The sequence below is a fragment of the Paenirhizobium cremeum genome, from assembly GCF_047553425.1.
Taxonomy (GTDB): domain Bacteria; phylum Pseudomonadota; class Alphaproteobacteria; order Rhizobiales; family Rhizobiaceae; genus Allorhizobium; species Allorhizobium cremeum.
In genome coordinates, this window is sequence record NZ_CP180217.1 from 3,518,250 (window position 1) to 3,544,789 (window position 26,540).

The following is a 26,540-nucleotide window of genomic DNA, read 5'->3' on the forward strand; positions in this document are numbered from 1 at the left end:
TGTCAGCCTCGAACGAGGCGCCCGAGCATCGTCCTGACGATCAGTCTGTGGAACGGCGTGACCACCGCGATGTAGAAACGCCCGAACGCATTGTGGCGACGCACCAGCGTCGTCACCGACACCTTGCCTTCGGCTTCCCCCAACGGCTCAACGTCGACCACGATCCTGAAATCGAGGTGGCTGTCATTGAAACCGAGCACGACCTGTTCGTCCCGCTCGGAAACAACCGGGAATGCGGCGACGGTATTGGCATCCGCCACCTTCAGACCGGCAACCTTCAACCCGAACAGAGAGACGATCCGGTTGCGTAGCGCCATCAGCATCCGGACCCATCCTGGGGAGCGGCCGAGCAACAGCTTCGCGGCATCCAGCGCCACGAGTTGGGGGGCGGCGCTGGCGACAGCATAGCAGTCTGCCCAATCCGCCTCAGGCAAGGCGGGATGCGGCAATTTCACAGGTTCCGGCACGATGTTCGCCATGCGCATTCCTTCGGGGACGACACGACCGGTACGGCCGTTATTCTCAGCCCTTGGTCATACGCTGCGCGACCGGCGTTTTCCAATAGAACTGGTGAACCAGAACTGCGGCAATATGCACCACGATCAGGAGCCACATCAGCAGCTTCAGGGGTCCGCCATGCAATGAACCCACGGCTTCCACCCCGAAGTAATAGGCGGCAGCGCCACTGATCGGCAGGAGGAAGAACAACAGATAGAACGTTCCGTGCGCCAGCTTGGAGGCAATTAGAAAGACAGGCGGTTCCTCAGCCGGGGCGTCGGGTGCACCATGCGCCAGGCGCAGGACAAGACGGACCACCGAAAGACAGAGGATGGCGATGCCGACATAGGCATGCACATTGGCGGAAGCGATGTCTTCAGGTGTTGCGGTTTCGCCGCGGCTCACCAGCCGGTTCCAGTTTTCCATGCCCTCCGTGAAGAGCAGATTGAAAAAGATCAAAGCCGCCATCAGCCAGTGAATGAGCTTCTGCGACAGAGAATAGCCGAGTACAGGATTCGTCGTCATGGCGCTTGCCTTTTGTCAAAATATGAAAAACACGACAAGACCATGATAAAAGCCGCGACCTGAATAACAAGCCGCGGCCTCAATTCTTACAAAAATATAATACTTTACCGGATTAGTCTTATTATCCGGAAAATCTCTTACATGTGGATCGGCTTGAAGAAAGCGGCAAGGGCTGCTTCCTTGACCGCTTCCGACATGGTCGGATGCGCATGGCAGGTGCGGCCCAGATCTTCCGCCGAACCGCCGAATTCCATCAGTACGGCAATCTCGTGGATCATCTCGCCGGCGCCAAAGCCGACGATATGGCCACCGAGGACGCGATCGGTTTCCTTGTCCGAGAGGATCTTGACGAAACCATCGGTCGCCAGCATGGCGCGGGCGCGGCCGTTCGCAGTGAACGGGAACTTGCCGACCTTGTAGGCGACACCCGCAGCCTTCAGTTCTTCCTCGGTCTTGCCGACGGAAGCGACTTCCGGCTGGGTGTAGACGACACCCGGAATGACGTCGTAATTCACATGGCCATGCTGGCCGGCGAGGATTTCGGCGAGCGCCACACCCTCGTCCTCGGCCTTGTGAGCAAGCATCGGACCGCGCACGACGTCGCCGATCGCATAGATGCCGGCGACATTGGTGCGGAAATGGCCGTCAATCTCGACGCGGCCGCGATTGTCGAGCACGACGCCTGCGGCTTCGAGGCCGAGGCCTGCCGTGTAGGGCTTGCGGCCGGTGGCAACGAGGACGACATCGGCTTCCAGGACCTGCGCCTCACCACCCTTGACCGGCTCGAACGTGACCTTCGCGCCCTTGCCGGACTTTTCGACACCGGTGACCTTGGCGCCGAGGTTGAATTCGATGCCCTGCTTGGCCAGCATGCGCTGGAACTGCTTGGAAACTTCGCCGTCCATGCCGCCGAGGATGCTGTCGAGATATTCGACGACGGTGACCTTGGCGCCGAGACGCGACCAGACCGAACCGAGTTCGAGGCCGATGACGCCGCCGCCGACGACAACCAGCTTGCCCGGAACCTTGTCGAGCGCGATGCCACCGGTAGATGATACAATTACCTTCTCGTCGATCTCGACGGCAACGCCCGGAATGCCGGCAACGTCGGAACCGGTGGCGATGACGATGTTCTTGGTCTCGAGAACCTGCTCCTCGCCCTTGTCATTGGTGACGGAAACCTTGCCGGCCGAAACGATCTTGCCGGTGCCCTGGAAGCCGTCGATCTTGTTCTTCTTGAACAGGAAGGAAACGCCTTCGACGTTCGCCTTCACGACGCTGTCCTTGTGGGCCATCATCTTGCCGAGGTTCAGCTTCGGCGCGGCAACCTCGACGCCGAGAGCGTCCATGCCATGGGCAACATGGTTGAACATCTCGGAGGCATGCAGCAGGGCCTTGGACGGAATGCAGCCGATATTGAGGCAGGTGCCGCCATAGGTCGCCCGCTTTTCGACGACGGCAACCTTCAGACCGAGCTGGGCTGCCTTGACTGCACATACGTAACCACCGGGGCCGCTGCCGATTACCACTACATCATAAGCCATTTTCGTCGTTCCTCTGTGTGTTCCTTTGCCGCCGTTCCGGTCTCCGCTTACGGCGCGCATTCCCTGAATGAAAATCCGTCCCACGGCATGGCCTCGACCTTGCCGCCGACGGCGGACAGCTTGAAAGCCGCTCCGAAACCCGGAAGAAGCAACGTCTTCGGCGCTTCGGCGCCCTCCGGGGGCAGAAGGTCGACATTGCCCTGCCCGTCCACCGCATAGACGATACCCTGCCAGACGGTGCAGGCATCAAGATCCGCGCCGGTCACGTCGCCCTCCGGGCAATTGTTCATAGCCATACCCACCGGCCGGGCGATTTCCTCGTCGTACATCACATGCCCGTCGAGCGTGAGGCCGGCCTTTGCCGCCCGAACCTCGAACTTGTGGGAGACCGGCGTGTTCTCGCCGCTCCCTGGCCTGAAGCGCAGTTCCAGACCCGTTTCGCCTTCCGCATAGACGGCATGCTCGACACGGCACGCACCGGCCATCGCCGGGGCTTGGAACCCCGCAACGGCAAAGGCGAGCGACGCGACGAGCGACCGCCTCATCTCAGCTCGCCTTCGTCGCCGCAAGTTTCAGGCCGAAAGCGATGAACACCATGCCTGACGCGCGATTGATCCACTTGCTTGCTCGGGAGAAGGCAGCCCGCATGCGCGGCGTCGTCATGAAAAACGATACGCCGACGAACCATGCGATGAGGCAGGTCGCCATCACCAGACCGTATCCGAACTTCACCATGCCGGGCGTGGAGGCGGCGACCAGAGCCGAGAAGATCGACAGAAAGAAAAGGACAGGCTTCGGGTTCAGCGCGTTGGCGAGGAAGCCGAGGCCAAAGGCTCGCAGAGCACTCTGCCGGGCAGGCTCGGCGCCATCGGCAACCGGATTGAGGTCGCTCTTGCCCGCCCGCAGCGCCATGACACCCATATAGATCAGATAGGCGGCGCCCGCCCATTTGATGATGCTGAACAGGAGCAGCGACTTCGAGATAATCAGGCCGAGGCCGAGAATGGTGTAGGTCACGTGGAACATCAGCGACGTGCCGATGCCGAAGCTCGTGAGGATCGCCTCACGCCGCCCGTGAACCATGGCCTGACGCATGACCATCGCGGTATCGGCGCCGGGGGAAACGATCGCGAAGGAAAACACCGCCATCAGCGATGCGAGTTCCAGAAGATAGGCGTGCATGATGCCTCCATGCCGGCAATGCCGCTCGTGCGGTTGCGCTTACCGGAAAACAGGACGGCGGGAGGCCGAAAGCCGGTCTCCCGCCAGAACGATCAGAGATCGAGAACCAGGCGTTCCGGATCTTCCAGGCTTTCCTTCACTCGGACGAGGAAGGTCACGGCTTCCTTGCCGTCGACGATGCGGTGGTCGTAGGACAGAGCCAGATACATCATCGGACGAATGACGACCTGACCGCCAATGGCGACCGGACGCTCCTGGATCTTGTGCATGCCGAGAATGCCCGATTGCGGCGCGTTCAGGATCGGCGAGGACATCAGCGAGCCGTAGACACCGCCATTGGTGATGGTGAAGGTGCCGCCCTGCATGTCGGCCATGCCGAGCGCGCCGTCACGGGCGGCCTTGGCAAGACGCCCGAGTTCCTTCTCGACGCCAGCGATCGACATCTGGTCGGCATCGCGGATAACAGGAACGACAAGACCCTTGTCGGTTCCGACCGCCATGCCGATGTGGCAGAAGTTCTTGTAGATGATGTCGGTGCCGTCGATCTCGGCGTTGATCGAGGGGATTTCCTTCAGCGCATGGGTAACGGCCTTGGTGAAGAAGCCCATGAAGCCGAGCTTTACGCCGTGCTTCTTCTCGAAGATGTCCTTGTAGCGGTTACGCAGGTCCATAACGGCCGACATGTCCACCTCATTGTAGGTGGTCAGCATGGCGGCGGTGTTCTGGGCGTCCTTTAGGCGTTTCGCGATGGTCTGGCGCAGGCGGGTCATCTTGACGCGTTCTTCGCGAACCGCGTCATCGGCGCTCGAAGCCGGACGGGGAGCAGCAGCCGGAGCCGGAGCAGCGACGGCGGTCGCACCCTTGGCAATGGCGGCGATCACGTCGCCCTTCAGGACCTGGCCCCGCTTGCCGGAACCGTCGACCTGATCGGCCGAAAGATTGTTTTCAGCAAGCATCTTGGCCGCGGCCGGAGCGGCCGGCATGGCCGATGCTGCCGGTGCAGCGGCGGCAGGTGCTGCGACTGCGGGCGCTGCGGCCGGAGCCGGGGCAGCAGCAGGAGCCGGTGCCGAAGCCGTGGCGCCGGCGCCTTCGGCAATCTGGCCGAGCAGTGCGCCGAGGCCAACGGTCTCGCCATTGGCGGCAACGATCTCGGTCAGCACGCCGGAAGCCGGAGCCGGCACTTCGACGGTCACCTTGTCGGTTTCGAGTTCGACGAGCGGTTCGTCGGCCTTGACGGTGTCGCCGACCTTCTTGAACCAGGTGCCGACGGTGGCTTCGCTTACGGATTCCCCGAGGGTCGGGACGCGGATTTCAGTAGCCATTGGTGTATGTCCTGACTGTTGTTTCGTTTATTCGGCAGCCGCGGCACCGCCCGCGGAAGTCCTGATTATGATGGATGGCATGGGCGAGGTTTCGAAGCGGAAACCGAGCTCCGCCTTGATGACCGGATCGTTGTCCGCAAGAGCCTGAGCGGCTGCGGCATCGGCCGCCTCCACGACGGCGATCCCGAAGGCACCGCTCTCGGCAAAAACAGGACCCACCGCGATGGCCGGCCCCTGTTCCGCCAGAGCGTGCCAATATCCTCCATGGGCCTGCATCGCCGTCATCTCTTCCGGCGTTGCATCATGCGGGAAGCTCGACCGCGGCGGTATGAGCTTGAGGAAAAAATAGGCCATTCGACCCGTCTCCTTAGCCGCCGAGCGCGTCCTCGAGGAAAGCTTCCAGCTGGGCGAGATGCTTCGACATCAGGCCGGTAGCTGGCGATGCTGCGGCCGGACGACCGGTGTAGCGAACCCGCTGGTACTTGGCGTCAATGTGAGCCAGGACCCACTCCAGATAAGGATCGATGAACGACCATGCGCCCATGTTCTTCGGCTCTTCCTGGCACCAGACCATCTCCGCATTGCGGAAGCGGGAAAGCTCGTTGATGAGCGCCTTGGCCGGGAACGGATAGAGCTGTTCGACGCGCAGCAGGTAGATGTCGTCGATGCCGCGCTTTTCGCGCTCTTCCAGAAGATCGTAATAGACCTTGCCGGTGCACATGACGACGCGGCGGATCTTGTTGTCCTTCTGCAGCTTGATCGGACCGTCCTTCGTGACCTCCGCATCGTCCCAAAGCAGGCGGTGGAACGAGCTCTCGCCGGCCATTTCGGACAGGCTGGAAACAGCCCGCTTGTGGCGCAGCAGGGACTTCGGCGTCATCAGGATGAGCGGTTTGCGGAAGTCGCGCTTCACCTGGCGGCGCAGGATGTGGAAGTAGTTGGCCGGCGTCGTGACGTTCGCGACCTGCATGTTGTCTTCCGCGCAGAGCTGGAGGAAACGCTCCAGACGGGCGGAGGAGTGTTCCGGGCCCTGGCCTTCATAACCGTGCGGCAGAAGGCAAACGAGACCGGACATGCGCAGCCATTTGCGTTCGCCCGACGAGATGAACTGGTCGAAGACAACCTGCGCACCGTTGGCAAAATCGCCGAACTGGGCTTCCCAGAGCGTCAGCGCGTTCGGGCGGGCCAACGAGTAACCGTACTCGAAGCCCAGAACCGCCTCTTCCGAAAGCATCGAGTTGATGACCTCGTAGCGCGCCTGGTTCGGAGCGAGATTGGCGAGCGGGATGTAGCGCTCTTCGGTCTCCTGGTCATAGAGAACCGAGTGACGTTGCGAGAAGGTACCGCGTTCGCAATCCTGACCCGAGAGGCGAATCTTGTGACCCTCTACAGCCAGCGAACCGAAAGCGAGCGCCTCGCCCATGGCCCAGTCGATGCCCTCGCCGGTTTCCACCATCTGGGCGCGGTTGTCCATGAAGCGCTGGATCGTCCGATGCGCCTTGAAGCCCTCGGGAATGGTCGAGAGCTTACGGCCGATCTCCTTCAGCGACTTCATCGGCACGGCGGTCTTGCCGCGACGCTGTTCATCGGCATTGTCGGCGGCACGCAGGCCCGACCACACGCCGTCCAGCCAGTCGGCCTTGTTCGGCTTGTAGGACTGGCCGGCCTCGAATTCCTGTTCGAGGTGCGCGCGCCAGTCGGCCTTCATCTTCTCGAATTCGCCTTCGGTAATCAGGCCCTCGGCGATCAGGCGTTCTGCATAGAGCTGAACGACGGTCTTGTGGGCGCGGATCGCCTTGTACATCTTCGGCTGGGTGAACGCGGGCTCATCACCCTCGTTGTGGCCGAATCGGCGATAGCAGAACATGTCGATGACGACCGGCTTGTGGAACTTCATCCGGTATTCGGTCGCGATCTTCGCGGCATAAACGACCGCTTCCGGATCGTCGCCATTGACGTGGAAAATCGGCGCTTCGATCATCTTGGCGACGTCGGACGGATAAGGCGACGAACGCGAGAAGGCCGGATTGGTGGTGAAGCCGATCTGGTTGTTGATGATGAAGTGCATCGTGCCGGCAACGCGGTGGCCGCGCAGACCGGAAAGCCCCAGGATCTCGGCAACGACGCCCTGGCCGGCGAAGGCCGCATCACCGTGCAGAAGCAGCGGCAGAACCTTGGCGCGTTCACGAAGCGGAATGATATCGCCTTCCCAGACCTTGGCGAGCTGGTCCTGCTTGGCGCGCGCCTTGCCCATGACGACAGGATTGACGATTTCCAGGTGCGAGGGATTGGCGGTCAACGACAGGTGAACCTTGTTGCCGTCGAACTCGCGGTCGGAGGAAGCACCGAGATGGTACTTCACGTCGCCGGAGCCCTCGACTTCGTCAGGCTTGAACGAACCGCCCTTGAACTCGTGGAACACGGCGCGATGCGGCTTAGCCATGACGTTGGTCAGAACGTTCAGGCGACCCCGGTGGGCCATGCCGAATACGATTTCCTCAAGACCTTCCTGGCCACCGCGCTTGATGATCTGCTCGAGCGCCGGGATCAGGGATTCGCCGCCGTCGAGACCGAAGCGCTTGGTGCCCTTGTACTTGACGTCGATGAACTGTTCGAAGCCTTCGGCCTCGATCAGCTTCGACAGGATCGCCTTCTTGCCGTTCGGCGTGAAATCGACGCCCTTGTCCGGACCTTCGATGCGTTCCTGGATCCAGTGCTTCTCATCCGGATTGGACATGTGCATGAACTCGACGCCGATGGTCGAGCAATAAGTCCGCTTCAGGATATCGAGCATTTCCGGAATGGTCGCGTATTCGAGACCAAGCACGTTGTCGATGAAGATCTTGCGGCCGAAGTCGGCTTCGGTGAAGCCGTAGGCTACCGGCGAAAGCTCGTTATAGTCCTCGACCGGAGCAGCAAGCCCGAGCGGATCGAGATTGGCATGCAGGTGGCCGCGCATGCGATAGGCGCGGATCATCATGATGGCCCGGACGGAATCGCGGGTCGCCTGCAGAACCTCGGCTTCGCTCGCCGGCTTGCCGGTTGCGGCGGCGGTCGCCTCGGCCTTGGCCTTGACCTTTGTCTCGATGGCCTTTTCGATCACGCCCCAGTTGCCGTCGAGCGCGGAGACCAGTTCGCCCTGCGCAGCGATCGGCCAGTTCTTGCGCTGCCAGGAAGCACCGGCGGCTGCCTTCTTCACATCGGCCGGATTGTCGGCCAGCGCGCGGAAGAAAGCCTGCCATTCGGCCGAAACCGAGGAAGGATCATCCTCATAGCGCGCATAGAGCTGCTCGATATAGGCCGCATTCGATCCGTCGAGGAAGGACGTGATCAGAAATTGCTCGTTGGCTTCTTGCCTACCCATTGTGTTCTGCGAACGTCTCCGTTCGCCTCCCGACTTTAAGATGATGGCCGGATGCCCGACCTGCCGCTTTCATCAACCCGAACGCAAGCTGTATTCAGGGACTCTAAAATGCCAAATCCAGGCAAGAGGATCACTATCGGATCCACCTTGCCTGGCGCATGCTTGTGCGATCTCAGCCCTTGAGGACTTCGACCAGCGTCTTTCCGAGACGCGCCGGCGAAGGAGAAACCTTGATGCCGGCGGCCTCCATGGCTGCGATCTTCGATTCCGCATCGCCCTTGCCGCCCGAAACCACGGCGCCGGCATGGCCCATCGTGCGGCCCTTCGGAGCCGTACGACCTGCGATGAAGCCCGCCATCGGCTTCTTGCGACCCTTCTTGGCTTCGTCGATGAGGAACTGCGCTGCATCCTCTTCGGCCGAACCGCCAATTTCGCCGATCATGATGATCGAGGTTGTGGCGTCGTCGGCCAGGAACATTTCCAGGACGTCGATGAACTCCGTGCCCTTGACCGGGTCGCCGCCGATGCCGACTGCGGTGGTCTGGCCGAGGCCTTCGTTCGAGGTCTGGAACACGGCTTCATAGGTAAGCGTGCCGGAGCGCGAAACAATACCGACCGAACCCTTGCGGAAGATGGAGCCCGGCATGATGCCGATCTTGCACTCTTCCGGCGTGAGGATGCCCGGGCAGTTAGGACCCAGCAGGCGCGACTTGGACTTGTCGAGCTTGGCCTTGACCCGCACCATGTCCATGACCGGGATACCCTCGGTGATGCAGGTGATGAACGGAATCTCGGCTTCGATCGCCTCAATGATCGCGTCGGCAGCACCTGCCGGCGGAACGTAGATCACGGTGGCGTCGGCGCCGGTCTTTTCCTTGCCTTCGGCAACGGAAGCGAAGATCGGCAGGGTTTCGCCCTTGGAGCCGGTCCAGGTTTCACCGCCCTTCTTCGGGTGGATGCCGCCTACCATCTGCGTACCGTAATAGGCAAGCGCCTGTTCGGTGTGGAAGGTGCCGGTCTTGCCGGTCAGGCCCTGAACGAGGACCTTGGTGTTCTTATTGACGAGAATCGACATTGGTTCAGGTCCCTCAATTAGCCGTTGATCGCGGCTACGATCTTCTTCGCAGCGTCGTCCAAATCGTCGGCTGCGGTGATCGCCAGACCCGATTCGTTCAGGATCTTCTTGCCGAGTTCGACATTGGTGCCCTCGAGACGAACGACGAGCGGAACCTTCAGGCCGACTTCCTGAACCGCAGCGACGACGCCTTCGGCAATCACGTCGCACTTCATGATGCCGCCGAAGATATTGACGAGGATGCCCTCGACCTTCGGGTCAGCCGTGATGATCTTGAAGGCAGCCGCAACCTTTTCCTTGCCGGCGCCACCGCCAACGTCGCAGAAGTTTGCCGGCTCCTTGCCGTAGAGCTTGATGATGTCCATCGTCGCCATGGCAAGGCCTGCGCCGTTGACCATGCAGCCGATGTTGCCGTCGAGAGCCACGTAAGCGAGATCCCACTTGGAGGCCTCGATTTCTTTGGCGTCTTCTTCGGTTTCGTCACGCAGCGCGCGAACGTCGTCGTGACGGAACAGCGCATTGCCGTCGAACGAGACCTTGGCGTCGAGAACGCGCAGGTGACCGTTCTGCATGACGATCAGCGGGTTGATTTCGAGAAGGGACATGTCCTTCTCGTTGAACGCCTTGTAAAGGATCGGGAAGAGCGACTTGGCATCTTCGGCGGCAGCACCGGTCAGTTCGAGCGCCTTGACGATCTTCGCAACGTCGTCGGCGGTCACGCCGGTTTCCGGATCGATCGCAATGGTATGGATCTTCTCCGGCGTGTCATGGGCGACAGCCTCGATGTCCATGCCACCTTCGGTCGAGACGACGAAGGCAACGCGACCGACCGAGCGGTCGACCAGCAGTGAGCAGTAGAGTTCGCGGGCGATGTCGGCGCCATCTTCGATGTAGAGGCGGTTGACCTGCTTGCCGGCTTCGCCGGTCTGCGCGGTCACCAGAGTGTTGCCGAGCATGTCCTTGACGTTGGCAACGACTTCGTCGATCGACTTCGCCAGGCGAACACCGCCCTTGGCGTCAGGGCCGAGTTCCTTGAACTTGCCCTTGCCGCGACCGCCGGCATGGATCTGGCTCTTGACCACGTAGAGCGGGCCCGGAAGAGACTTGGCAGCCGCTTCCGCCTCTTCCGCCTTGAGGATCGCGACACCTTCCGCGACCGGTGCGCCGTAACCCTTCAGGAGGGCCTTGGCCTGGTATTCATGAATATTCATCGTCTTGTCCCTGTATTGGGCCTGTCAGGCGGATTACTTGAGGGCGGGGGCGATATTGATGCAGGCTTCGCAAAGACCGGCGACAGCGCCGACGGACTTCTGGAAGGCTTCTTCTTCGGCCTTGTTGAATTCGACTTCGATGATGCGCTCGACACCGCCGGCGCCGATGATCGTCGGCACGCCGACATACATGTCCTTCACGCCGTACTGGCCGGAAAGGTAGGCGGCGCAGGGCAGGACGCGCTTCTTGTCCTTGAGGTAGGATTCAGCCATCTCGATGGCGGAGGCGGCCGGAGCGTAGTAAGCCGAACCGGTCTTGAGCAGGCCGACGATTTCGGCGCCGCCGTCACGGGTGCGCTGAATGATTTCCTCGAGGCGCTCCTTGGTGACCCAGCCCATCTTGACGAGGTCGGTCAGCGGAATGCCGGCAACGGTGGAGTAGCGGGCGAGCGGCACCATCGTATCGCCATGACCGCCGAGAACGAATGCGGTGACGTCCTGAACGGAAACCTTGAACTCTTCGGAAAGGAAGAGGCGGAAGCGGGCGCTATCGAGAACGCCGGCCATGCCGACGACCTTGTTGGTCGGAAGGCCCGAGAACTTCTGGAGAGCCCATACCATCGCGTCGAGCGGATTGGTGATGCAGATGACGAAAGCGTTCGGGGCGTACTTCTTGATGCCGGCGCCAACCTGCTCCATGACCTTCAGGTTGATGCCGAGCAGATCGTCGCGGCTCATGCCCGGCTTGCGCGCTACACCTGCGGTGACGATGCAGACGTCAGCGCCTTCGATGGCCGAATAGTCGCTGGCGCCGGTCAGCTTGGCGTTGAAGCCCTCAACGGGGGACGACTGGGCGATATCCAGGCCCTTACCCTGCGGGATGCCGTCGGCAATGTCGAACAGGACGATATCGCCCAGTTCCTTGAGGCCGGCGAGATGCGCCAGCGTACCACCAATCATTCCAGAACCGATAAGAGCGATCTTATTGCGCGCCATTGAAGTGCTTCCTTTTAGATCCAAAACCAAGGCTGACAGGGATTGGCTGCCGTCCCTTGTGGAAAATCGCATATCCCCACTGGGATGAAACTGCAACCGATTATTTTCAGCACAGCATTTTCAATCGGTTAGATGGATTTTTTCTTACGTAAACGTCAAAATTTGTGACGCAAAACTGTCAAACTTCAACACGTTTCGTTTGATGAAGGGCAAGATAGTCGGCGCTGCGCATCTCGAAGAGCCGCGAAATCGTGCGATCGAACTCGAAGCCCTCGGTGCCCTTCTTCTCGGTCAACAGAGCTTCCGGCATCGCCGCAGCCGAGGCAAAAAGCCGGACGGATGCATCGTAGAGCGCATCGATCAGGATGATGAACCGCTTGGTCTCGTTACGCCTCTGTGGACCGAGCAGAGGAATGTGATCGACGAACACCACATCGAACCGTCGGGCAATCTCAAGATAGTCGGCCGCACCGAGCGGCTGCTCGCAGAGTTCGGAAAAGGAGAACCGCGCGGCCGGACCGACAGACCGCCGGACCGGGACGCTCCGCCCCTTCATCGAGATCTCTGTCGGGCTCTCTTTCCCTCCTTCGGTGATCCTCTGCCAAGCGATATCCATGACCCTGTCGGCTTCGCTTGATAGAGGCGCCACGTAGACCGGCAAGCTTTCAAGCTTTTCCAGGCGATAATCGACCGGAGAATCGAGCGTCGTCACTTCGACATACCGCTTCAGCAGATCGATAAAGGGCAGGAAGAGACCGCGGTTCAGACCGTCACGATAGAGATTTTCGGGTTCGACATTGGACGTCGCGACCAGTGTGCAGCCGCGCGCGAAGAGTTCGGTAAAAAGCCGGGCAAGGATCATGGCGTCGGCGATATCCGTCACCGTGAACTCGTCGAAGCAGAGAAGTTCCGCCTCCTCGCGCAGCGCCGCCGCCACCGGCGGCACGGGATCGGCCTGGCGGGTTTCCCCGCTTTTCAGCTTCTGGCGATGCGCATGGATACGTCCGTGCACATCGGCCATGAATTCATGAAAATGCGCCCGACGCTTCTTTTCCACCGGCGCCATCCGGAAGAAGAGGTCCATCAGCATGGTCTTGCCACGCCCGACGCTGCCATGCACGTAAAGGCCGCGAACCGACTGTTGCGGCTTGCGCTTCTGAGCGAACATCCAGCCGAGCGCGCTTTTTTTGGCGGCAGGGCGACGCTGCTTCAGGTCGTGCAGGATGCGGTCGAGGTGGCCTGCCACCTCCATCTGCGCCTTGTCCGCCTTGAGCGTACCGGCCTCGGTCATCGACCTGAGCTGCTCGGCAACGCTCGCGGCGTAATCGGGAATGGGCTGCATGCGGAACGCTCCGCCGGAGCGGGCGCCGCCTCGGCATTGGCCCGCACGGCACGAAGGAAGGAGAAATCTTAGCGGCTGAGACTGATCGGCTGGCCGCTTGCGGTCGTACCATCGAAGCGGGCGTCGGCGCTCTTGTAGAGACGACCGATCGCATTACCGTTGCGATCCTTCAGGACCACCTGCTTGCCGGCCACTTCCCAGGAACCCATCTGCGTGAGTTCGCCGGCGCAGCCGCGCGTTCCGCCCCGCGAACCGCTGCCGAGATTGGTGAGCGTCAGGAACATGTCGCAGGAGGCGCCCCCGTTCGTGACCTTCCAGTTGCCGACCATGGATTCCTTCGTCACGTCGAGCGCGGTCGCCGGCGCGACGTCGCCGGTCAGCGGACCCGGTGTCGCAGCAGCGGGCGCCGCGGGAAACTGGTTGGCGCCGGCGCCGGGAGGCGGCAACTGGCCTGACTGGACGGAAGGAACCGGCTGAGCCTGCAGCGGCGGAAGAGCACTCCCCTGATCGAGGCCGCTATAGGAGGTCCGCTGGCAGCCAGCAAGCGAAAGAACGATCGCGACCCCCGTCGCCGCATACTTCAACTTCATCATAACACTCCCGGTTAACCGCTTCTTGCCGGTTTCTCACCCGAAAACACGGCGGAATTATCGCAAACGACCTGGACGAATCAAGGCAATACGCCTTGCGAACTCCGCGTACTGTCCTTCACCAAGACTGAATCGCATTACGATATGGTAAATGGGCTACACCGGTCAAAATGCAACCCATTCCCGAAAGCGGTCGCAAGAGCTCCGGATCAGACCCGGCGTTCCACCATCATCTTCTTGATCTCGGCGATGGCCTTGGCCGGGTTTAGCCCCTTCGGGCAGGTCTGCGCACAGTTCATGATGGTGTGGCAACGATAGAGCCGGAAGGGGTCTTCCAGATTGTCGAGGCGCTCGCCCTTGGCTTCGTCGCGGCTGTCGATGAGCCAGCGATAGGCCTGGAGAAGCACGGCGGGACCGAGGTAACGATCTCCGTTCCACCAGTAGCTCGGACAGGAGGTCGAGCAGCAGGCGCAGAGAATGCACTCGTAGAGGCCGTCAAGCTTCAGGCGGTCTTCGTGGCTCTGCTTCCATTCCTTGGCGGGCGGCGGCGAAACCGTCTTCAGCCATGGCTCGATCGAGCGGTGCTGGGCATAGAAGTTGGTCAGATCCGGAACGAGGTCCTTGACCACCGGCATGTGCGGCAGCGGATAGACCTTAACCGTGCCGTTGATCTCGTCCATGCCCTTGGTGCAGGCGAGCGTGTTCGTGCCGTCAATGTTCATCGCGCACGAGCCGCAAATGCCTTCGCGGCAGGAGCGGCGCAGCGTCAGCGTCGGGTCGATATTGTTCTTGATGTACAAGAGACCATCGAGAACCATCGGGCCGCAGTCATCGATGTCGATATAATAGGTATCGATGCGCGGGTTCTGGCCATCGTCGGGATTCCAGCGATAGATCCGGTATTCGCGAACATTCTTGGCGCCGGCCGGCTTCGGCCATACCTTGCCTTCGGTGATCTGGGAGTTCTTGGGGAGAGCGAGTTCAACCATGGTAAAATCCTAGTTTGCCGACAGGAAGTCTGTCTTCACATAGCCCTTGCAACCGCCCAGCATGGAATTGCTAGCTCGAACCAACGCAACAGTACCCGAGCGTTCGAGCACTTCTGCCTTGGCACCCGGGCGCACAATGCAGGCAAGGTCCTCCGACATGAACTGGTTCCCGATAACCAGCGATCCATGCGCAGACTTCGCAGCCCTTGCCGTTTTCCAAACGCCAACCTCGTTGCTAGTCGCCGCCGTAACACCACCCGGCGCACGCAGTTTGTAGCGTTCGGCGGACATGGCATGAGACGACACCAGCAAGGCACTCGTGATAACAGCCAGGAAGAGCGGTTTCGTCATGTCAGTACACGCGGGCCTTCGGCGCGATCTTCTTGGGATCGATGCCGTCGGCGATCAGGTCGGTATGAACAGGACGATAGTCGAGCTTCACATCGCCAGCTTCCGAAACCCAGGCCAGCGTGTGCTTGCGCCAGTTGACGTCGTCGCGGCCTGCGAACGGACCGTCGACATAGTCTTCGCGGGCATGACTGCCGCGACTTTCCTTGCGCGCTTCGGCGCCATAGACCGTGGTGATCGCGTTGGCCATCAGGTTATGCAGTTCGAGCGTTTCGACGAGATCCGAATTCCAGATCAGCGAACGGTCGGTGACCTTAACGTCAGGCAGTTCCTTCCAGATCGCCGAGAGGCGGCGGCAGCCGCTTTCGAGCGATTCCTGGGTGCGGAACACGGCGGCGTCTTCCTGCATGGCGCGCTGCATCTTGTCGCGCAGCACGGCGGTTGGCGTCTGGCCGGAAGCGTGACGCAGACCGTCGAAGCGGTCCATGATCCTGTCGCAGGCGGCAACGTCGAGCGCCGGAACCGGCTCAGACTTGTTGATGACCTGGGCGGCACGGATTGCGGCGGCACGGCCGAAGACCACGAGATCGATCAGGGAGTTCGAACCGAGGCGGTTTGCACCATGCACCGAGGCGCACCCGGCTTCGCCCACGGCCATCAGGCCGGGCGCGATGCGTTCCGGGTTCTGTGCATCGGCGTTCAGAACTTCACCCCAGTAATTGGTCGGAATGCCGCCCATGTTGTAGTGAACGGTCGGCAGAACCGGAATCGGTTCGCGGGTCACGTCGACGCCGGCGAAGATCTTGGCGCTTTCCGAGATGCCCGGCAGGCGCTCGTGCAGCACCGCCGGATCGAGGTGGTCGAGATGGAGGAAGATGTGATCCTTGTTCTTGCCGACGCCGCGGCCTTCACGGATTTCCATCGTCATGCAACGCGAAACGACGTCGCGCGAGGCGAGGTCCTTGGCCGACGGGGCGTAGCGCTCCATGAAGCGCTCGCCTTCGGAGTTGACGAGATAACCGCCCTCACCGCGCGCACCTTCGGTAATGAGGCAGCCTGCGCCATAGATGCCGGTCGGATGGAACTGCACGAATTCCATGTCCTGCAGCGGCAGGCCCGCACGGGCAATCATGCCGCCGCCGTCGCCGGTGCAGGTATGAGCCGAGGTTGCGGAGAAGTAGGCGCGGCCGTAACCGCCGGTCGCCAGAACCACCATCTTGGCGGCAAAGCGATGGATCGTGCCGTCGTCCAGGCACCAGGCGACGACGCCGGTGCAGCGGCCATCGGCCGACATGATGAGGTCGAGCGCGAAATACTCAATGAAGAATTCGGCGTTGTTGCGCAAAGACTGGCCATAAAGCGTGTGCAGGATGGCATGACCGGTACGGTCGGCGGCGGCGCAGGTACGCTGCACCGGCGGGCCTTCGCCATAGTTCTGCATGTGGCCGCCGAACGGGCGCTGATAGATCTTGCCTTCTTCGTTGCGCGAGAAGGGAACGCCGTAATGCTCGAGCTCATAGACGGCCTTCGGCGCTTCCATGGCGAGATACTGCATGGCGTCGACGTCGCCGAGCCAGTCGGACCCCTTGACGGTATCGTAAAGGTGCCACTGCCAGCAGTCGGGCGTCATGTTGGTGAGCGAGGCGGCAATGCCGCCCTGCGCTGCAACGGTGTGGGAGCGGGTCGGGAAAACCTTGGTAATGCAGGCTGTCTTGAAGCCCTGTTCGGCCATGCCGAGCGTGGCGCGCAGACCGGCGCCGCCGGCGCCTACGACGACAACGTCATAGGAATGGTCGACATACTTGTAGGCCTTGCCGTTCTGGGCGGGAGAACTGTTCGATGCCATGTTGAATTATCCTACGAATGCGATCTTCAAGATGGCGAAAAGACAGAGACCGCCAATGAGAACCGCGAAGAACGTGTTGAGCATCAGGAGGACGAGCTTGGCCACTTCCGCATGGACGTAGTCCTCGATAATCACCTGCATGCCGAGCTTCATGTGGATGAGCGCCGAGATCACCACGAGGCCCATGACCACGGCGACAACCGGGCTCGAAAGCGCGCCGACGACTTCGGCATAGGGAGCGCCGCCGTAGAGAACCACGAAGCCGACGAAGAAGATGATAAGCGGAATGTTGGCGACGGCCGTCACACGCTGGCGCCAGAAATGATCGGTCCCGTCCTTTGCCGAGCCGAGGCCGCGGACCTTGCCGAGCGGAGTACGCATATCCATGGAAATTACCTCAAGCGCGAACGATGTAGGCGATCACCCAGATCACCACGGTCAGGACAACGGACCCGACGATGTTGGCCTTGGCGAGCTTGGTCGAGAAATGCTTGTCGAAGCCGTGGCCGAGATCCCACATCAGGTGGCGCAGGCCGCCCAGCATGTGGTGGACCAGAGCCCAGGTGTAGCCGAACAGGATCAGTCGGCCGATGAACGAGCCCATGAACCAGCTGACCCACTCGAAATAGGCGGCTCCCGTAGAAGCGGCGATCAGCCACCAGGCGACCAGCAGCGTCCCGAAATAAAGCGCACCGCCGGTAATTCGATGCAGGATCGACATCACCATAGTCGGGATCGGCTTGTAGATTTGCAAATGCGGCGACAAGGGCCGGTTATTTGTCACATTCGCCATCAGAACCTCGCGGCGTTTCAATGCGTTCCGAAATGTCGGACATCCCCCGTGGCAATGCCCAAAAAAGGAGCTTGGTGCATTGCATCAACGGCGACGTTTAATCCCCCAAATGTCGCGCGACAAGCACTATTGCTTGATGATTTCAATTTAATCGATTCGGATGGATAGAACTTTATGCCAACCCCTGCCTTGATCCGGCTGGCGGAAAATCGCCTGGGCGGGGTGACTTTGGGGCTAAAATCCGGCAAAGTGGCGTTAATTTTCCGTTAACGGCGCCACAATTGCGAGGGACTTGCCCATGGTTTTGTCTGCTGGATCGAAAGGGCTTTTCGTCCTTGCAGCGACCTGTGCCGTTCTTGCATCGGCACCGCTTCAGGCCGGAAACGACCGGCTCTACAACTCGTCCCGCCATCTCCCGCCTCGTCATGACGGCGGCGCCGTCATCGGCGGAAACGGCCTGCCCTCCGTCATTCCTGGGCTTGGCACCTTTGCCGGTTCGCTCTCTGCCGTGCGCGTGAAGGGCACAGGAATTTACATGGCGATCGAGAACTGGCCGGTGGATCGCAGCAGGACCTACCAGCCGCCGAAAGCCAAGATCATCGAAATCAATGCGGAAACCAGCGACGCCGCGTGCGCCTATGAGGCAGGCGTCTGCGTCATCCGCCCGCACTGAGCTTACGCGGGTCCGTCAGCGGAACTTCCAGACGGTGGTTTTCTTGATCTCGCTGTCCTCCAGAACGCGCGTGACGGGCACCTGATACGTCGCCAGCGGTTCCAGCCGTTCGGTCGGGCGATAGCTGCGCCCGGGGTCCCCCGCCAGAACTGTGAGACCGTCTGCCGTGAGGCTCGTAAACCATTCCACAAGCGCTGCGGCAAAATCCCTGTCGTAGAAGACGTCTCCCGCAAGAACCAGATCCGCATCGAGCGAATGCCCGATCAGGTCGTCACTTGAAAAGCGGACCGCCACACCGTTTGCCTCGGCATTCAGCCGCACCGCGGTTGCCGCCCAGGGGTCGATATCGACGGCAAGCACGCTATCTGCCCCGGCAAGCGCAGCCGCAATTGCCACGAGACCCGAGCCGCTGGCGAAATCGAGGACCCGCTTGCCGGCCACGGTTTCCGGATGATCCAGTATGTAGCGGGCAAGCCCCTGCCCGCCGGCCCAGGCAAAGGCCCAGAACGGCGGCGGCAGGCCGATTTCCTGAAGATCCTCCTCGGTCTTCAACCAGAGATCATGCACCTCGCTTGCAAGCCGCAGCCGGATTTCCGGCACATGCGGCGGCGCCATCAAGCTGGTATTGGCAAGGATGAACGTCTCCGGATCGGTGACCAATGACGAACCTCAGACCGGCGGATTTTCAAGGCCACCCATGCGGCATACCTCGAAATACTCCTCCTCCGTCACCGGCTGAACGGAAAGGCGCATCGAAGTGACGAGCGACATCTTGGCGAGTTTCTCATTCGCCTTGATGTCTTTCAACGAAACCGGCTTCGGCATGTCCATCACGGCACGGATGTCGACACAGTCCCATCGTGCATCGCCTTCGGCGGTCGAATCGGGATGAGACAGAGCGCAGACCTCGGTGATCCCGACGATCTCCAACCCCTCGTTGGAGTGGTAGAAAAACCCCTTGTCGCCGATCTTCATGGCCCGCATGTTGTTGCGGGCGAGATAGTTGCGCACTCCAGTCCATTCGGTGCCGGCTTCGCCCGCATCCTTCTGCATCTGCCAGGACCATTTGAAGGGTTCCGACTTGTAGAGCCAGAAAGCCATTCCGCTCATGCCTCCGGATTGTTGAAGACCCAGTTGTAGGGCTTCACATCCACGCTTTCGAAGAGGCCGGCCTTGGCGTAGGGATCGGCTTCCGCCAGTGCCCTGGCGGCATCGATATCGGCGGCGTCCACGATCACCAGGCTTCCATTCGGCTTGCCTTCCGCATCAAGGAAGGGGCCTGCGATCTTCAGGGTACCCTCGGCGTTGAGCTTGTTCAGATGTTCGAGATGCGCTGGGCGCGTTTCCATCCGCACGTTGAGATGTCCGGGTTTGTCCTTGCAGATAAAGGCAAACAGCATCGCATTTCTCCTGTTGCAATCGGTTTCGTCATTCGGTGGTGATCGGCCGCGACATCAACTGTTCGATGGCGGTCGGAATATCCAGGCTGCCGTCGATCACCTGCGCAACAGCATCGGTGATCGGCATGCGCACCCCGAGGCCTTCCGCCAGACGCGACGCGACGGCTGCCGCAAAGGCGCCTTCGACGAGTTGGCCACGGGAAAAATCGATCGGCTCTCCGCGCCCCAACGAAATCCCGAAACGCAGATTGCGCGACTGGTGACTGGTGGCGGTCAGCACAAGGTCGCCGAGACCGGAAAGCCCGGAGACCGTTTCCGCCTTGCCGCCCATTGCCTCGACGAGACGGGACATTTCGGCAAGACCTCTGGCGATCAGCGCCGCGCGCGCGGAATCTCCAAGCCCCATGCCTTCGACGATGCCGCAGGCAATCGCCAGCACGTTCTTCAGCGCGCCGCCGAGCTGCACGCCGATCCGGTCAATCGATGCATAGAGCCGGAAGGTCCGCCCCGAAATCGCATGCGCCAACCTCTCCGCGACGACATGGTCGCTTGCGGCAACGGCCATGGCCGTCGGCAGGCCGCGGGCGATATCGGCAGCGAAGCCCGGCCCGGAGAGCACCGCGATGGCATGGCGCGGCAGTGCCTCCTCCAGTACATCCGTCAAGAGACGCGCCGAACTGCGGTCGATCCCTTTCGCACAGGTAACGACGATGGCATCGTCGGCGAGAAAGGGGCCGTACCGCTGCGCGGCTTCCACCTGCGCCTGCGACGGCATGGCGAAGAGCACGATACCGGCTTCCGAAATCACTAAAGGGTCGGCGGAGAACGAAAGATTATCCGGCAGCGCGATGCCCGGAAGAGCGGCGTCATGGCGGCGGCTTGACGCGAGATCCGCCATCAGCGTCTCATCGCGCCCGACAAGCGTCACCTGCGCCCGCCCCTCAATGGCGATGACGGCGGCCAACGCCGTGCCGAAGGCGCCCGCGCCGATCACGGCGATACGTTCCGAAACGCTCATGCCTTGGCTCCCCGCTTGCCGCAACCGATCACGGCCTTGGCTTCGGCATCGAGCGGCCAGCGCGAACGCGGCTGCACATCGAGATCGTCGGGAGCGGCCCCGCTCACCATACGCTCCAGCCCGGCCCAGGCGATCATCACGGCATTGTCGGTGCAAAGCTGCATCGGCGGCGCGACGAAGCGGAAACCGTTTTGATCGCAAAGCGCCTGCAGCGTACGCCTGAGTTCCTGATTGGCGGCGACCCCACCGGCGACCACGAGAGCCGGAACGCCGTCGACTTCCGGAAACTCGGCAAGGAAGCGTTGCAAACCGCGCCCGATCCGGTCTTCCAGCGTGCGCGAAATGGCCCGCTGGAAGGACGCGCATATATCGGAAATATCCTGATCGCTGACGGGGGCGATGCTTTCGGCCGCCTGCCGAACCGCCGTCTTCAGCCCGGAAAAGGAAAAGTCGAGACGTTCCTCCCCCTTGAGCGGCCGCGGGAAATTGAAACGCTTCGGATTGCCCTTCGCGGCCGCCTTTTCCACCGCAGGTCCGCCGGGATAGGGCAGACCGAGCAGTTTGGCGGTCTTGTCGAAAGCCTCGCCCAGCGCGTCGTCGATCGTCGTGCCCCAGCGTTCGTACTCGCCGACGCCGCGGATCAGGACGAGCTGGGTATGGCCGCCGGAAACGAGCAGCATCAGATAGGGAAAAGTAAGATTGTCGGTCAGCCGCGCTGTCAGCGCATGGCCTTCGAGATGATTGACCGCATAAAGCGGTTTGCCGACAGCCCGCGCGATTGCCTTGCCGGTCATCAGCCCGACGATCAGTCCGCCGATCAGCCCGGGACCGGATGTCGCAGCCACCGCATCGATCTCGCGTAGCGTGACACCGGCGCGCTGCAGCGCCTCCTCGATCAGGCTGTCCAGCGCCTCGACATGAGCACGCGCGGCGATCTCGGGAACCACGCCGCCATAGGCGCTATGCTCGTCGAGTTGGCTCAGGACAACGTCGCCTTCGATGATGCCGGTGCCGTCCTCGAGGCGTGTGACGACGGCCGCGGCCGTTTCGTCACAGCTCGTCTCGATGCCGAGAATACGAAGTCTGGATGTCATTTGCCTGTGTTCGTTGATTGCGATCACCCGGAAACCGGTCTACGAGGACTGTCGGTAACAACGGATCAGATCGGATGCAAACAAAACCTTTTCGCATCGGCACGCGCGGCAGCCCGTTGGCGCTCGCTCAGGCTTATGAGACCCGCAGTCGGCTGATGGCGGCCCACGGCCTGCCGGAAGAGATGTTCGAAGTGGTCCCGTTGACGACCAAGGGCGACCGCATCACCGACCGTTCGCTCGCCGAAATCGGCGGCAAGGGACTTTTCACCGCCGAACTGGAGGAACAGCTTGCTTCCGGCGAGCTCGATTTCGCCGTCCATTCCTCGAAGGACATGCCGACCGTCCTGCCGGACGGACTTTTCCTTTCGGCCTTCCTGCCGCGCGAGGACGTGCGCGATGCGTTCGTCGGCGCGACCGCTCCGCGCCTTATCGAACTTCCCGAAGGCGCGACCGTCGGCTCATCCTCCCTCCGCCGCCAGGCGCTGATCCGGCGCCTGCGTCCGGATCTGAACGTCATCACCTTCCGTGGTCTCGTCGATACTCGCCTGCGCAAGCTGGCCGAGGGCCAGGTAGACGCGACGCTGCTTGCCTTTGCCGGACTGAAACGTCTCGGAAAGCAGGACGTACCGACCGAACTGCTCGACCCCAGGGATTTCCCGCCTGCCCCTGCACAGGGCGCCATCTGCGTCGAAAGCCGCATCGGCGACGCACGGATCAATGCCCTGCTGGAGGCGGTCAACGACCGCACGACCCATGATGCCGTGACCTGCGAGCGGGCCTTTCTCGGTGCGCTCGACGGTTCGTGCCGCACACCGATTGCCGGCCACGCAGTTTCGGAAGGCGGAAAGATCCGCTTCTACGGCATGATCCTGACGCCGGACGGCAGCCGTTTCCATGAGATTTCGTCCGAAGGAAATGCCAGCAATGCCGAGCGGATCGGGCGAGACGCCGGCGAGGCCGTGCGGTCAAAGGCCGGCCCCGGCTTTTTCGAAAGCTGGAGCTGAAACCGTGCGCGTTCTCGTGACGCGCCCGGAGCCTTCGGCCACACGCACGGCCGAAAGACTGCGCCGCCTCGGACATGTGCCGGTGGTCCTGCCCCTCGCACGGGCAGTGCACGACGTGCAGGCGGTGGGTGCCGCCCTTGCCTCACCCCATGTGGCAATCGCCGTCACCAGCGCCGAAGCCGTGCGCGCGCTGGAGGAAATGGGGAGCGACGCCATTTCGCCGTATCGCGAAGACCTGTTCTTCGCCGTCGGCAACGCAAGCGCCGAGGCCGCGAGACAACTGGGCTTCCGGCGGATCTTGGCAGGAGACGGCGATGGTGCGGCTTTGGCGGCAATCATCGCCGGAAATATTGGAGGTGGAATTTCCACCGAGCGGCCGCTGCTTTATCTGGCCGGCAAACCACGTGCATCCGGTCTTGAGGATGCACTGCAGGAACGGAGCATTCCGGCAAGCGTCTGCGAATGCTATCGCATGGAAGATACCCTCATCGCAGAACAAGCCTTGCGGGCATGTCTCGTGGAGCAGCCGATCGATGCCATTCTCTTCTACTCCCCGGAAAGCGTGCGGCGCTTTTTCGCTTTGCCGTTCATAAACGCCCACCGTGAGGCGCTCGCACCGATGAAATTCCTTTGTCTCAGTGAGAAAATCCGTAGCGCGCTCCCCCCCGAATTGCAGCGGAAAGCCTGCGCCGCCGAGGCTCCGGCGGAGTCCTCACTCCTTGCTCTACTCTAAGGTCGATGGCCCAAATTTGATCTTCGGCCTTCCCTTCCTCTGTTTCACTGACTAGTTTTACTGCACCGCAGGGAAATGAAGAGGTTGCCATGGTTTCCGGAAAGCCGCCCCGTCGATCGAAGTCGCCGCACGATCCGGTCACCATCGACCTGACAGCAGAGGAAGCGAAGCCAGCCGACGGCGAGGCCACGCAGCAGAGGGAAAGCGCGGAAATATCCGCAGAAGCCCGGATGCCGCATGCCGATACCAGTCCGATCGACGCGCCGGTCAAGGACGTTGAAATCGCCGCGCCGACGGAAGAGACTGCCACGACTGAGGCTGCGGAAACCAGGCCGAAAGAAGACATCTTTTCCGAAACGGAGACAGCCTCGGAGGCAACCTCCGCTGAGGTGCCTCCGTCCGATCCGGCATCCCCCTCCGCTCCGGCGCCTCGTCCCGCTCCCGCGACGTCTTCACTGGTCGCCGCCGGCATTCTCGGCGGACTGATCGCGCTCGCGGCGGCCGGCAGCATGCAATATGCCGGATTCCTGCCGAGCGCCTCTCCGCAGGAGGGGTCCGCCTCCGATACATCCGCCCTGTCTGCCGATATCGCAACGCTCAGGTCGCAGATCGCCAGCCTTCCCGCCGCCGGAACGGCTGCAACAGACCCGGCCTTGGCGGACCGCGTCACGGCTCTCGAAGCCGCCGCGGCCAACCGACCGGAAACGACAGTCGATCCCGCAGCGATCGAAGAACTCCGACTGAAACTTGCACAGAATGAAGAGGCGCTCGCAGCGCTTCGCAGTGCGATCGCCAGCAACAGCGAAGCCCTTTCCGAGAGCGAGCGCCGCCTTGCGGAAGCGGAAAAGAAAATCGAGGAGCCGCGAACGGATGTTCAGATGGCGCGTGCCATTGCGGTGACGGCCCTGAAGTCGGCAATCGACCGTGGCGGCCCCTATCTTGCGGAACTCGATGCGCTCGCCAGCATCGCGCCCGATGATCCCGCGGTTGAGGGACTGCGCCCGCATGCGGCAACCGGTGTGCCGTCGCGAACCGATCTCGTTCGTCGTTTTTCGCAAAGCGCCGATGCCGCCCTTGCCGCCATCCACCAGCCGGATCCCAACGAAGGGATCGCCCAAAGGCTTCTCTCCAGTGCGCTGTCCGTGGTGAAGGTCCGCCCCGTCGGCAACGTCGAGGGAGAAACGCCCGAAGCGATCATGGCCCGCATTGAGGACAAGCTGCGGAATGGCGACCTCAAGGGCGCATCGCTCGAATGGGATACCCTGCCCGACGCGGCCAAGGCGGCCTCCTCCGGTTTCAATGATCTGCTGAAGACCCGCATCGATGTGGAAGCACTGATCGGTGCGGCCATGGCCACCGCAGTTGCCGGCACGCCGGGCTGAGGAAAAGAACCCATGCTCAGAATCCTGTCTTACGTCGTCCTCGTCCTTTTTCTCGGTATCGGCTTTGCATGGCTTGCCGAACGTCCCGGTTCGCTGTCGATCGTCTGGCAGGGCCAGTTGATCGAGATGAGCCTGATGGTCGCCGCGGCCATGCTGGTGTCGATCGTGGCGCTCGTGATGTTCGGCTGGTGGTTCATCCGCACACTCTGGACCTCACCACACTCCGTGCGCCGCTATTTTCGCGCCCGCACCCGCGACCGGGGTTATCAGGCGCTCTCCACCGGCTTGATCGCGGCCGGCGCTGGCAATGCCGCACTCGCCCGCAAGATGAGCGCCCGCGCTCGTGGGCTGTTGCGCGCCGATCAGGAGCCGCTGATCCTCGTGCTCGATGCGCAAGCCGCCGTGATCGAGGGCCGTTTCGATGAAGCCCGCCGCCTGTTCCAGCAGATGTCGGAGGATCCGGAAACCCGCGAACTCGGTCTGCGAGGACTTCACGTCGAGGCAACCCGGCTCGGCGCCCACGAGGCCGCTCGCCAATATGCGGAAACGGCAGCCGAGACTGCGCCTTACCTGCCCTGGGCCGCGAAGTCGACGCTGGAATACCGCTGTCGAGCCGGCCACTGGGACGATGCAATCCGGCTGCTCGACCAGCAGCGTGTCGCCCATGTCCTACAGCGTGCCGAGGCCGACCGCCTGAAGGCCGTGTTGCTGACCGCCAAGGCCGAAGACCGGCTGGAAAGCGACCCGTCTGTTGCCCGCGACAATGCCGTGCAGGCTTTGAAGCTTGCCAAGGATCTGGTGCCGGCGGCCATCGTCGCCGCGAAGGGTTATCTTCGGGAGGACAACCTGCGGAAAGCCACGAGTGTGCTGGAGCAGGTCTGGAAGCTTTCGCCGCATCCGGATATCGCCCGCACCTATCTCAGGGCGCGCAGCGGTGACAGTGCCGTCGACCGGCTGAAGAAGGCGGAGCGTCTGGAGCACCTTCGCCCCAACAATATCGAATCGCTTCTGATCGTCGCCGAGGCCGCGCTTGACGCCCAGGACTTCGCCAAGGCGCGCAGCAAGGCGGAAGCCGCGGCCCTCATGGCAGCCAGCGAGCGCGTCTATCTGCTCCTCGCCGATATCGAGGAGGCGGAGACCGGTGACCAGGGCCGCATCCGCTACTGGATGGGCGAGGCACTGAAGGCCGGTCGCGACCCCGCCTGGGTTGCCGATGGCTATATATCGGAAAAGTGGTTGCCGCTTTCCCCCGTCACCGGCAAGCTGGATGCCTTCGAATGGAAGGTGCCGTTCGACCAGATCGAGGGCGCCATCGAGGACGGCACCGTCAATCGCGGTGAGCAGGCGCTAAGCGCGCTGCCGCCCCTGCAGACGAGGCCGTCAGGGCCTGCCACGCCCGAAGGCGAAGAGATGCAGCCGATGATCGAGGCCGAACCGTCTGCCGCCGTGCCAGCTCCCGCCAGCGGACAAGAGAAGGAGACGCCGAAAGTGAAGGAGGCTGCTTCGGCAACGGTTCCCGAACCCTTCTTCGGCCGCCCGCCCGACGATCCAGGCGTGCGCGATCCCGCGCGTAACACCGAAGACAGCAAGACCCGCCTCCGGCTTTTCTGA

Annotated in this window: 28 protein-coding genes; 5 read left to right on the plus strand and 23 right to left on the minus strand. The window is 61.9% G+C overall.

The window, feature by feature from the left end; translation table 11 throughout:
• Window positions 1-2 precede the first annotated feature (2 nt).
• The 18 genes from ACLBKR_RS17045 to sdhC form a co-directional block, all read right to left on the minus strand.
• Window positions 3-479, minus strand: coding sequence for a DUF2867 domain-containing protein (locus ACLBKR_RS17045; protein ID WP_113425578.1), 477 nt, complete (start codon window positions 477-479; stop codon window positions 3-5).
• A gap of 43 nt (window positions 480-522) precedes the next feature.
• The gene (locus ACLBKR_RS17050; RefSeq protein WP_414899768.1) at window positions 523-1,023 is read right to left on the minus strand and encodes a cytochrome b; all 501 of its coding nucleotides are present in this window, start codon (window positions 1,021-1,023) and stop codon (window positions 523-525) included.
• Window positions 1,024-1,160: 137 nt separating this feature from the next.
• The gene (gene lpdA / locus ACLBKR_RS17055; RefSeq protein ID WP_113447422.1) at window positions 1,161-2,567 is read right to left on the minus strand and encodes a dihydrolipoyl dehydrogenase; all 1,407 of its coding nucleotides are present in this window, start codon (window positions 2,565-2,567) and stop codon (window positions 1,161-1,163) included.
• A gap of 47 nt (window positions 2,568-2,614) precedes the next feature.
• The gene (locus ACLBKR_RS17060) at window positions 2,615-3,112 is read right to left on the minus strand and encodes a hypothetical protein (RefSeq protein WP_112830421.1); all 498 of its coding nucleotides are present in this window, start codon (window positions 3,110-3,112) and stop codon (window positions 2,615-2,617) included.
• A 1-nt stretch (window position 3,113) separates the two neighbouring features.
• On the minus strand, window positions 3,114-3,749 hold the full coding sequence (locus ACLBKR_RS17065; RefSeq protein WP_112830422.1) for a LysE family transporter: 636 nt from the start codon (window positions 3,747-3,749) through the stop codon (window positions 3,114-3,116).
• 92 nt (window positions 3,750-3,841) lie between these two features.
• Entirely contained in the window at window positions 3,842-5,071 is a 1,230-nt protein-coding gene (gene odhB / locus ACLBKR_RS17070; RefSeq protein ID WP_113447423.1) for a 2-oxoglutarate dehydrogenase complex dihydrolipoyllysine-residue succinyltransferase, read from the minus strand.
• A 27-nt stretch (window positions 5,072-5,098) separates the two neighbouring features.
• Entirely contained in the window at window positions 5,099-5,425 is a 327-nt protein-coding gene (locus ACLBKR_RS17075) for a YciI family protein (RefSeq protein ID WP_112830424.1), read from the minus strand.
• A gap of 13 nt (window positions 5,426-5,438) precedes the next feature.
• A complete protein-coding gene (locus tag ACLBKR_RS17080; RefSeq protein WP_112830425.1) occupies window positions 5,439-8,435 on the minus strand; it encodes a 2-oxoglutarate dehydrogenase E1 component in 2,997 nt (998 codons plus the stop codon).
• A gap of 172 nt (window positions 8,436-8,607) precedes the next feature.
• Entirely contained in the window at window positions 8,608-9,510 is a 903-nt protein-coding gene (gene sucD, locus ACLBKR_RS17085) for a succinate--CoA ligase subunit alpha (protein ID WP_113425506.1), read from the minus strand.
• Between the two features lie 17 nt (window positions 9,511-9,527).
• The gene (sucC, locus tag ACLBKR_RS17090) at window positions 9,528-10,721 is read right to left on the minus strand and encodes an ADP-forming succinate--CoA ligase subunit beta (protein ID WP_113338184.1); all 1,194 of its coding nucleotides are present in this window, start codon (window positions 10,719-10,721) and stop codon (window positions 9,528-9,530) included.
• Window positions 10,722-10,754: 33 nt separating this feature from the next.
• Window positions 10,755-11,717, minus strand: a complete 963-nt coding sequence (gene mdh / locus ACLBKR_RS17095; RefSeq protein ID WP_112830428.1) for a malate dehydrogenase — start codon at window positions 11,715-11,717, stop codon at window positions 10,755-10,757.
• A 178-nt stretch (window positions 11,718-11,895) separates the two neighbouring features.
• Entirely contained in the window at window positions 11,896-13,059 is a 1,164-nt protein-coding gene (gene zapE, locus ACLBKR_RS17100; protein ID WP_113438923.1) for a cell division protein ZapE, read from the minus strand.
• A gap of 68 nt (window positions 13,060-13,127) precedes the next feature.
• Window positions 13,128-13,649 carry a protease inhibitor Inh/omp19 family protein gene (locus tag ACLBKR_RS17105; protein WP_112830705.1) on the minus strand — a complete coding sequence of 174 codons (522 nt, stop codon included), beginning with the start codon at window positions 13,647-13,649 and terminating at the stop codon, window positions 13,128-13,130.
• A gap of 209 nt (window positions 13,650-13,858) precedes the next feature.
• Complete coding sequence (locus tag ACLBKR_RS17110; RefSeq protein WP_112830430.1) at window positions 13,859-14,638, minus strand: succinate dehydrogenase iron-sulfur subunit; 780 nt, start codon at window positions 14,636-14,638, stop codon at window positions 13,859-13,861.
• 9 nt (window positions 14,639-14,647) lie between these two features.
• Window positions 14,648-14,989, minus strand: a complete 342-nt coding sequence (locus ACLBKR_RS17115; RefSeq protein WP_113425505.1) for a succinate dehydrogenase — start codon at window positions 14,987-14,989, stop codon at window positions 14,648-14,650.
• Between the two features lies 1 nt (window position 14,990).
• Window positions 14,991-16,832 carry a succinate dehydrogenase flavoprotein subunit gene (sdhA, locus tag ACLBKR_RS17120; protein ID WP_113425504.1) on the minus strand — a complete coding sequence of 614 codons (1,842 nt, stop codon included), beginning with the start codon at window positions 16,830-16,832 and terminating at the stop codon, window positions 14,991-14,993.
• Between the two features lie 6 nt (window positions 16,833-16,838).
• Window positions 16,839-17,219, minus strand: coding sequence for a succinate dehydrogenase, hydrophobic membrane anchor protein (gene sdhD, locus ACLBKR_RS17125; protein ID WP_112830432.1), 381 nt, complete (start codon window positions 17,217-17,219; stop codon window positions 16,839-16,841).
• Window positions 17,220-17,229: 10 nt separating this feature from the next.
• Entirely contained in the window at window positions 17,230-17,625 is a 396-nt protein-coding gene (gene sdhC, locus ACLBKR_RS17130; protein ID WP_112830706.1) for a succinate dehydrogenase, cytochrome b556 subunit, read from the minus strand.
• A gap of 298 nt (window positions 17,626-17,923) precedes the next feature.
• Between sdhC and ACLBKR_RS17135 the strand changes: the two genes are divergently transcribed.
• Window positions 17,924-18,298, plus strand: a complete 375-nt coding sequence (locus ACLBKR_RS17135; RefSeq protein WP_113486188.1) for a hypothetical protein — start codon at window positions 17,924-17,926, stop codon at window positions 18,296-18,298.
• Between the two features lie 15 nt (window positions 18,299-18,313).
• On the opposite strand, the gene ACLBKR_RS17140 is transcribed toward ACLBKR_RS17135, so the two are convergent.
• The 5 genes from ACLBKR_RS17140 to tsaD are packed head-to-tail and all read right to left on the minus strand — an operon-like array spanning window position 18,314 to window position 21,810.
• Window positions 18,314-18,958: a class I SAM-dependent methyltransferase gene (locus ACLBKR_RS17140; protein ID WP_112830434.1), complete on the minus strand. Its 645-nt coding sequence runs from the start codon at window positions 18,956-18,958 to the stop codon at window positions 18,314-18,316.
• A gap of 9 nt (window positions 18,959-18,967) precedes the next feature.
• Entirely contained in the window at window positions 18,968-19,399 is a 432-nt protein-coding gene (locus ACLBKR_RS17145) for an EVE domain-containing protein (protein WP_113447426.1), read from the minus strand.
• A gap of 5 nt (window positions 19,400-19,404) precedes the next feature.
• Window positions 19,405-19,698 carry a YciI-like protein gene (locus ACLBKR_RS17150; protein ID WP_113486190.1) on the minus strand — a complete coding sequence of 98 codons (294 nt, stop codon included), beginning with the start codon at window positions 19,696-19,698 and terminating at the stop codon, window positions 19,405-19,407.
• Window positions 19,699-19,726: 28 nt separating this feature from the next.
• Window positions 19,727-20,716 carry an NAD(P)H-dependent glycerol-3-phosphate dehydrogenase gene (locus tag ACLBKR_RS17155; protein ID WP_113437690.1) on the minus strand — a complete coding sequence of 330 codons (990 nt, stop codon included), beginning with the start codon at window positions 20,714-20,716 and terminating at the stop codon, window positions 19,727-19,729.
• A complete protein-coding gene (gene tsaD / locus ACLBKR_RS17160) occupies window positions 20,713-21,810 on the minus strand; it encodes a tRNA (adenosine(37)-N6)-threonylcarbamoyltransferase complex transferase subunit TsaD (protein WP_113486192.1) in 1,098 nt (365 codons plus the stop codon). The genes ACLBKR_RS17155 and tsaD overlap by 4 nt, the downstream gene beginning before the upstream one ends.
• A 74-nt stretch (window positions 21,811-21,884) precedes the next feature.
• On the opposite strand from tsaD, the gene hemC reads away from it, so the two are divergent.
• The 4 genes from hemC (at window position 21,885) to ACLBKR_RS17180 (ending at window position 26,540) form a co-directional block, all read left to right on the plus strand.
• Window positions 21,885-22,814, plus strand: a complete 930-nt coding sequence (gene hemC / locus ACLBKR_RS17165) for a hydroxymethylbilane synthase (RefSeq protein ID WP_113438922.1) — start codon at window positions 21,885-21,887, stop codon at window positions 22,812-22,814.
• The gene (locus tag ACLBKR_RS17170) at window positions 22,735-23,547 is read left to right on the plus strand and encodes a uroporphyrinogen-III synthase (protein ID WP_414899778.1); all 813 of its coding nucleotides are present in this window, start codon (window positions 22,735-22,737) and stop codon (window positions 23,545-23,547) included. The genes hemC and ACLBKR_RS17170 overlap by 80 nt, the downstream gene beginning before the upstream one ends.
• Before the next feature lie 89 nt (window positions 23,548-23,636).
• Entirely contained in the window at window positions 23,637-24,929 is a 1,293-nt protein-coding gene (locus tag ACLBKR_RS17175) for a COG4223 family protein (RefSeq protein ID WP_113447430.1), read from the plus strand.
• A 12-nt stretch (window positions 24,930-24,941) separates the two neighbouring features.
• On the plus strand, window positions 24,942-26,540 hold the full coding sequence (locus tag ACLBKR_RS17180) for a heme biosynthesis protein HemY (RefSeq protein ID WP_113438919.1): 1,599 nt from the start codon (window positions 24,942-24,944) through the stop codon (window positions 26,538-26,540).

Bases quoted from the DNA above. Each gene is read 5' to 3' on its own strand.
- sdhC (WP_112830706.1), bottom strand. From the start codon at position 17,625: ATGGCGAATGTGACAAATAACCGGCCCTTGTCGCCGCATTTGCAAATC.
- ACLBKR_RS17170 (WP_414899778.1), top strand. From the start codon at position 22,735: ATGCCGAGCGGATCGGGCGAGACGCCGGCGAGGCCGTGCGGTCAAAGG.
- ACLBKR_RS17145 (WP_113447426.1), bottom strand. From the start codon at position 19,399: ATGGCTTTCTGGCTCTACAAGTCGGAACCCTTCAAATGGTCCTGGCAG.
- ACLBKR_RS17045 (WP_113425578.1), bottom strand. From the start codon at position 479: ATGGCGAACATCGTGCCGGAACCTGTGAAATTGCCGCATCCCGCCTTG.
- ACLBKR_RS17050 (WP_414899768.1), bottom strand. From the start codon at position 1,023: ATGACGACGAATCCTGTACTCGGCTATTCTCTGTCGCAGAAGCTCATT.
- ACLBKR_RS17110 (WP_112830430.1), bottom strand. From the start codon at position 14,638: ATGGTTGAACTCGCTCTCCCCAAGAACTCCCAGATCACCGAAGGCAAG.
- ACLBKR_RS17080 (WP_112830425.1), bottom strand. From the start codon at position 8,435: ATGGGTAGGCAAGAAGCCAACGAGCAATTTCTGATCACGTCCTTCCTC.
- ACLBKR_RS17075 (WP_112830424.1), bottom strand. From the start codon at position 5,425: ATGGCCTATTTTTTCCTCAAGCTCATACCGCCGCGGTCGAGCTTCCCG.
- ACLBKR_RS17065 (WP_112830422.1), bottom strand. From the start codon at position 3,749: ATGCACGCCTATCTTCTGGAACTCGCATCGCTGATGGCGGTGTTTTCC.
- ACLBKR_RS17150 (WP_113486190.1), bottom strand. From the start codon at position 19,698: ATGCTGTTTGCCTTTATCTGCAAGGACAAACCCGGACATCTCAACGTG.
- sdhD (WP_112830432.1), bottom strand. From the start codon at position 17,219: ATGGATATGCGTACTCCGCTCGGCAAGGTCCGCGGCCTCGGCTCGGCA.
- odhB (WP_113447423.1), bottom strand. From the start codon at position 5,071: ATGGCTACTGAAATCCGCGTCCCGACCCTCGGGGAATCCGTAAGCGAA.
- ACLBKR_RS17060 (WP_112830421.1), bottom strand. From the start codon at position 3,112: ATGAGGCGGTCGCTCGTCGCGTCGCTCGCCTTTGCCGTTGCGGGGTTC.
- sdhA (WP_113425504.1), bottom strand. From the start codon at position 16,832: ATGGCATCGAACAGTTCTCCCGCCCAGAACGGCAAGGCCTACAAGTAT.
- zapE (WP_113438923.1), bottom strand. From the start codon at position 13,059: ATGCAGCCCATTCCCGATTACGCCGCGAGCGTTGCCGAGCAGCTCAGG.
- tsaD (WP_113486192.1), bottom strand. From the start codon at position 21,810: ATGACATCCAGACTTCGTATTCTCGGCATCGAGACGAGCTGTGACGAA.
- sucC (WP_113338184.1), bottom strand. From the start codon at position 10,721: ATGAATATTCATGAATACCAGGCCAAGGCCCTCCTGAAGGGTTACGGC.
- ACLBKR_RS17115 (WP_113425505.1), bottom strand. From the start codon at position 14,989: ATGACGAAACCGCTCTTCCTGGCTGTTATCACGAGTGCCTTGCTGGTG.
- sucD (WP_113425506.1), bottom strand. From the start codon at position 9,510: ATGTCGATTCTCGTCAATAAGAACACCAAGGTCCTCGTTCAGGGCCTG.
- lpdA (WP_113447422.1), bottom strand. From the start codon at position 2,567: ATGGCTTATGATGTAGTGGTAATCGGCAGCGGCCCCGGTGGTTACGTA.
- hemC (WP_113438922.1), top strand. From the start codon at position 21,885: ATGCAAACAAAACCTTTTCGCATCGGCACGCGCGGCAGCCCGTTGGCG.
- ACLBKR_RS17175 (WP_113447430.1), top strand. From the start codon at position 23,637: ATGGTTTCCGGAAAGCCGCCCCGTCGATCGAAGTCGCCGCACGATCCG.
- ACLBKR_RS17135 (WP_113486188.1), top strand. From the start codon at position 17,924: ATGGTTTTGTCTGCTGGATCGAAAGGGCTTTTCGTCCTTGCAGCGACC.
- ACLBKR_RS17155 (WP_113437690.1), bottom strand. From the start codon at position 20,716: ATGAGCGTTTCGGAACGTATCGCCGTGATCGGCGCGGGCGCCTTCGGC.
- ACLBKR_RS17105 (WP_112830705.1), bottom strand. From the start codon at position 13,649: ATGAAGTTGAAGTATGCGGCGACGGGGGTCGCGATCGTTCTTTCGCTT.
- mdh (WP_112830428.1), bottom strand. From the start codon at position 11,717: ATGGCGCGCAATAAGATCGCTCTTATCGGTTCTGGAATGATTGGTGGT.
- ACLBKR_RS17180 (WP_113438919.1), top strand. From the start codon at position 24,942: ATGCTCAGAATCCTGTCTTACGTCGTCCTCGTCCTTTTTCTCGGTATC.